Origin of the sequence: Stieleria mannarensis (assembly GCF_014154935.1) — a bacterium.
Taxonomy (GTDB): domain Bacteria; phylum Planctomycetota; class Planctomycetia; order Pirellulales; family Pirellulaceae; genus Stieleria; species Stieleria mannarensis.
In genome coordinates this window covers 1-4,460 of sequence record NZ_JACEHH010000107.1, presented here as the reverse complement: position 1 = coordinate 4,460, position 4,460 = coordinate 1, and the positions used below count along the sequence as shown (strand labels likewise).

The window sequence follows — 4,460 nt, the reverse complement described above, 5'->3', positions numbered from 1 at the left end:
GGCGATTTCGACTAGGCGTGTGTCCGCTTTCCAGCTTTGCAACATTGGTCAATTGCACTGATTTCCAATCACCCTCAAACCCAGGTAAACGTCGTTTGCCGGTGAGCAATTCCTGCATGGCTCCCTGTTTGATCAGGCGTTTCTTGGCGAGGAGTTGCTTGAGCGATTCGATCAGGGCATCCGCATCGCCCAACGCCGACGCAATCGCTTCCTGCTCGGCGAGGGTTGGCGGGACCGCAATCTTTAATGACCTCACAGTAGTGAGATTCATCCCAGCCTTCGCGCCCGAATCAGTCAATGCCCGAAATCGCTTTTGTACCTCACGAGAAGCGAGAAAATAGGATACGAATTGTGGATTCAACTCGCTCGATGTGAATCGAACCAACGCGATGTGCTGATTGATGAAAGATGGCTTCGGAAGCTTCTCCGTAATGTAGCCAGATATCCCGATATCAGCGGTTATCGAAATCAACACGTCACCGTTCTGCAGACATGTCCGTGATGCCTCTGCAGCGACGCCTGGATTCTGTGAAACGTCGACTCGACGCAGGTCTTCTAAATCGAGGTAGATATCGTTCCGGTCGAGATTTCCAATTCGAATAAATGGAGCTCCGTATTCCGAGTAGAAGCGCGCCCACCCTCTCGATCCGCTTGTAACAAATGGGTTGAACTCCCCAATTGCTTTAACGGTCCAGTCATCTGGAATCTGCCCAACTTCCGTCATCTTTCGATTGGGAAAGCGATCGTACGTTTGCACCTTCTCCCGAACGACACTCATACCGGATCCTCCGGCATCTGCTCATCAAGCTCCGCTTCGATCTTTTCGAGCTCTTGTTTTAGTTCCTCTTTGCTCGGTAGGTAGAGCTGGTACTTCGACGCGAAGATGTTCGCGTTCTCGGGGAGCGTCAGTTCAACCAATGCATCGTTCTTTCTGGCACACAGTACGATGCCGATCGTGGGCAGTTCATCGTCCAGCTTCACGTGACGATCAAAGTAATTGACGTACATCTGCATCTGCCCCAGATCGCCGTGGTCCAATTTGCCGATCTTCAGATCGAGTAGCACGTAGCATCGCAGCAGACGGTTGTAGAGCACGAGGTCGACGTAGTAGTGATCGTCGTCGAAGGTGAACCGGCGTTGACGGGCCTCGAATAAGAATCCTTTGCCGAGTTCCAGTAAAAACGTTTGCAGCTTGTCGATGATTGCCGTTTCAAGGTCGCGTTCGCTGTAGCCGGATTTTTCGTCAAGTTCCAGAAACTCCAGCACGAACGGGTTCTTGATCAGATCGGCTGCTTTGGCGACCACTTGTCCTTCGGCGGCCAAACGGCGGATTTCGTCCTTGTCGCGGCTGAGGGCGAGCCGCTGATAAAGCGAGCTACCCAGCTGTCGCTTGAGTTCACGAACACCCCAATTGTTCTGGCTGGCTTCGATTTCGTAGAAACGGCGTTCGTTCCGGTCGTCGATCGAGAGCAGTGTGACGTAGTGCGACCAGGACAACGGAAAGCGGTCGGCCAACGCATCGATCACCGCTGCGATCAGGGGCTTTTCGGCAGAGTCCGATGCCCCGCCCCCCTCTGCCGGCAATTTCGCAGACAGTGTCTGCGAAATCTCAACGAGCGTCTCCGAACCGGGCAATTCTGCAGACGGTGTCTGCGGAATGTCGGAAAATGCCTGATAGAAGGCACGAAAAGACGTCAGGTTGCGAGCCGAGAAGCCGCGTCCGAGTCGAGATTTCAGCTCGGATGAGAGGCGTTCCAATGTCTCGCTGCCATATTCGGCCCGATCCGTTCCATTTTGCTCAAACTCAACGATGTACCAGCCAAAGAGCCAGTTGCGGATCACCAAGTTCTGATTGATGACTCGCGCCGAACGGCGTTGAAACTCGTCATTCGTATTGTCAAACAGCTGAAGCAGCCGTTCGAAATTGAACGATGCTGGTGAGCCGGATGTGACGTCCCGCGATGGATCGCTGCTGGTCATGATGCCCCCTCAAGCTCCTTCGCAAAGCCCATCTTGCGGAGATGATCGTTGACCTTAGACTCCAAATCGATGGCGCGCTGCGAAAGCGTATTGACCGGTGTGTCGTAGCGATCAGCCAATTCCTTGATGCGACCGGCAAGCGTGTTGCTGATCCGATCCATTTCGCCTTGCACGTCCTTGGCAATCGACGTCATCCATTTGTCGTCGATCACGATTGACTTGATTTCATCGACAGACAACTCGGGATACTTTTCGTAGGCAAGAGTGTCGAGCTGCTTTTCGGCTTCCTTTTTTGCTTTGTTCAGTTTTGATTGCTTGTTGTACAGCCTCTGCCACGCTTTCAAGATCTTCACATCGTCGGCAAACTCCGGATCGTCTTTGATCTCTTTCAACCGTGCAGTGACGTTGCCTTTGTTGATCTTGTCCAGCTCTGAGAACGCACCGTCTTCGCCGGAGTGTTCTTCCTCTAGTTCGTCTTGAGCGGAAGACGCCGTTTCGATTTCGGTTTCCAACGCATCGATCTTGGTCTGTTCAGCGGCAAAGTAGCGGGCGACGATGTAGGGCTTGGGGATCAAGTCGCACGCCCAGCCCTTATCTTTCGTCTTGCCGTTCTTCATCTTCTGCAGAATTCGATACGGTTTAGCCACCCAGCCGTCGGCGGCAATCGCGTAGCAGTCGTCCTGCTTCGTCTCCGCCCAGTAATCCATCAAGTGCTGATACACGTCGTAGTGATTGATCAGCGGCTTGCCGCGATAGTGTTCCAACAAATCTTCGGACAGTTCGTCGATGGTGTGCTTGGGCTGAAAACCGGCTTCCAGTTTTCGCAGCTCTTTCGCATGACGGCTCCGCCAGACTTCGTGATGGTCTGCCATCGACTGCATGAACGCAGCAAATTCGATGTGATCGTAAATCGCTTGCTTCGTTTCCGCTTTGTCGACTGTCAGATTGACGTAGCCGTCTCGGCAAGAGGAAAAAAGATCGGCGCGAAGTGATGGGCAGACGTCCCAGTACGCTGACAACGCATCGATATCACGCTCGGGAATGCCACCGATCAGGTGAGCGGAAATATCCTGGATGTCTTCCTTTTCGCCGCTGTCGATGTATCGCGGCAGGTTCAGGTTGTATTCGTTTCTTTCGATCTCGTCATAGCCAACCATCTTGGAATAGCCGGCAATCTCATGCTGGCGATTAAAGACATCAACAATTCGGTGTATGTCTTGTGATCGCAGACGGTTCTTCGGGCCGTCTTTGATAAACCCGTCCGACGCATCGACCATGAAGATCCCGCGTCGCTCGGCGGCCTCACGTTTGTCGACCACGATGATGCAAGCAGGAATGCCCGTGCCGTAAAACAAGTTTGGCGGCAGACCGATGATGCCCTTGATGTAACCCTTGCGGATCAAATTCTTGCGGATCGCGGCTTCGGCATTGCCACGAAACAGAACCCCGTGCGGCAGAATGCACGCGCCCGTCCCCGTGCTCTTCAATGATCGCACGATGTGCAGCAGATAGGCGTAGTCGCCTTGCTTGGACGGCGGCACGCCAAAAGCTTTGAATCGTTCATGTGGATCGTTTTCTGTGTCGACACCCGTACTCCAACGTTTGTCCGAAAACGGCGGATTGGCAACCACGTAGTCAAACTGCGTGATCACGTTGTTGGTCAAGAACTTCGGATCGGCGAGCGTATTACCCTGTTTGATCAGGGCGGTCGGGTTGTTGTGCAGGATCATGTTCATCCGGGCCAGACCACTCGTCGCCGAGTCTTTTTCCTGGCCATTGAGCGTGACCTGCGTGCCGGCTTCATCACCGACTTTCAATAGCAATGAACCCGATCCGCATGTCGGGTCATAGACCGTCGTGTTGCTGGACGTTGGCCGATCATGAATGCCGATGATCTTGGCCATGATCCGGCTGACTTCGGCCGGCGTGTAGAACTGGCCTTTGCTCTTGCCACTTTCGGTCGCAAAGTGCCGCATCAGATATTCGTAGGCGTCGCCCAGAATATCGTCGCCATCGGCCCGGTTCTTCGAAAAGTCGAGGGCGTCACTCTCAAAGATGCCGATCAGGTTGCTCAGTCGCTCGGTCTTCTCTTTCCCATCGCCTAGTTTGCTGGATTCGTTGAAGTCCGGAAAATCCGATCGGTCCAGCTGATCATTGGCCGCCACCAGGGGCGCGACGATCTTTTTGTTGATCTGGTCCCCGATATCCGTCTTGCCCTTCAACTGGGTCATGTCCCCGAAACTACTGCCTTTGGGGATCGTGATCGGGGCGAAGGGTTGGCCGGCGTATTTGTCGGAGATGTACTTCAAGAACAACAGCACGAGGACGTAATCCTTGTACTGGCTGGCATCCATCCCACCACGCAGTTCGTCGCAGCTAGCCCAAAGGGAGGAATACAGTTCAGATTTTTTCAATGCCATGGGGATTTCGCTTCCTTGCCGCGGGTGGTGACGTCTCTTAATTGACTACCGTTCTATTCG

At 53.6% G+C, this 4,460-nt stretch carries 3 protein-coding genes; all 3 read right to left on the bottom strand.

Annotated features, from left to right (window positions below; genetic code table 11):
• A partial coding sequence (locus H1B37_RS32345) for a restriction endonuclease subunit S (RefSeq protein ID WP_182871414.1) occupies positions 1-778 on the bottom strand: 778 nt, incomplete at its 3' end.
• Positions 775-1,980: a PDDEXK nuclease domain-containing protein gene (locus H1B37_RS32340; RefSeq protein WP_182871413.1), complete on the bottom strand. Its 1,206-nt coding sequence runs from the start codon at positions 1,978-1,980 to the stop codon at positions 775-777. The genes H1B37_RS32340 and H1B37_RS32345, both read right to left, overlap by 4 nt.
• The gene (locus tag H1B37_RS32335; protein ID WP_182871412.1) at positions 1,977-4,400 is read right to left on the bottom strand and encodes a type I restriction-modification system subunit M; all 2,424 of its coding nucleotides are present in this window, start codon (positions 4,398-4,400) and stop codon (positions 1,977-1,979) included. The genes H1B37_RS32340 and H1B37_RS32335 overlap by 4 nt, the downstream gene beginning before the upstream one ends.
• Positions 4,401-4,460 lie beyond the last annotated feature (60 nt).

What these genes read in the sequence shown, in the direction of transcription:
- H1B37_RS32340 (WP_182871413.1), bottom strand. Translation starts at nt 1,980, where the DNA reads ATGACCAGCAGCGATCCATCGCGGGACGTCACATCCGGCTCACCAGCA.
- H1B37_RS32335 (WP_182871412.1), bottom strand. Translation starts at nt 4,400, where the DNA reads ATGGCATTGAAAAAATCTGAACTGTATTCCTCCCTTTGGGCTAGCTGC.